A 462-nucleotide genomic window follows, 5' to 3' on the forward strand; every position below is an offset into this window, starting at 1 on the left:
TCCGAACAGCAAAGTATTGGGACTGGTGTCTTACGCGTGGGCAGGTTTCGGTGCGGCATTCGGCCCGATTGTGATTCTGTCCGTATTGTGGAAACGCATCACTGCCTACGGCGCGTTGTCAGGCATGGTTGCAGGTGCGTCAACCGTTGTTGTGTGGGCGGAATGGGTAAAAAAACCGGCTCGAGCGGCAGGCGAAAGCGGCTTGTTGACGATGTACGAAATCGTCCCGGGCTTTATTGTTTGCTTGATCGTTGCCGTGTTGGTTTCCCTGTTCAACAAAGAACCTTCGCGCGAAATCCAAGAACGCTTTGAAAAAGCCGACGCAGATTACCGCGCCGCCCGATAAACCCCTTTCAGACGGCACGGCATCCCGGTTCGTGCCGTCTGAACCCGCTTCCGGGCCAAACACAAATAAACCTTGCCTGCATACAGGCCGTATTTGTGTTTTACCCGTTTCATTTT

The 462-nt window shown here is 53.7% G+C and carries 1 protein-coding gene; it reads left to right on the forward strand.

Annotated elements, in window-relative coordinates; genetic code table 11:
• Positions 1-346, forward strand: a 346-nt coding sequence (locus ACQRAX_RS25580; protein ID WP_427867783.1) for a sodium:solute symporter family transporter, incomplete at its 5' end; no start/stop codon positions are given.
• Positions 347-462 lie beyond the last annotated feature (116 nt).

Origin of the sequence: Pseudomonas sp. UM16, assembly GCF_050312595.1 — a bacterium.
In the GTDB taxonomy this organism is placed as follows: Bacteria; Pseudomonadota; Gammaproteobacteria; order Pseudomonadales; family Pseudomonadaceae; genus Aquipseudomonas.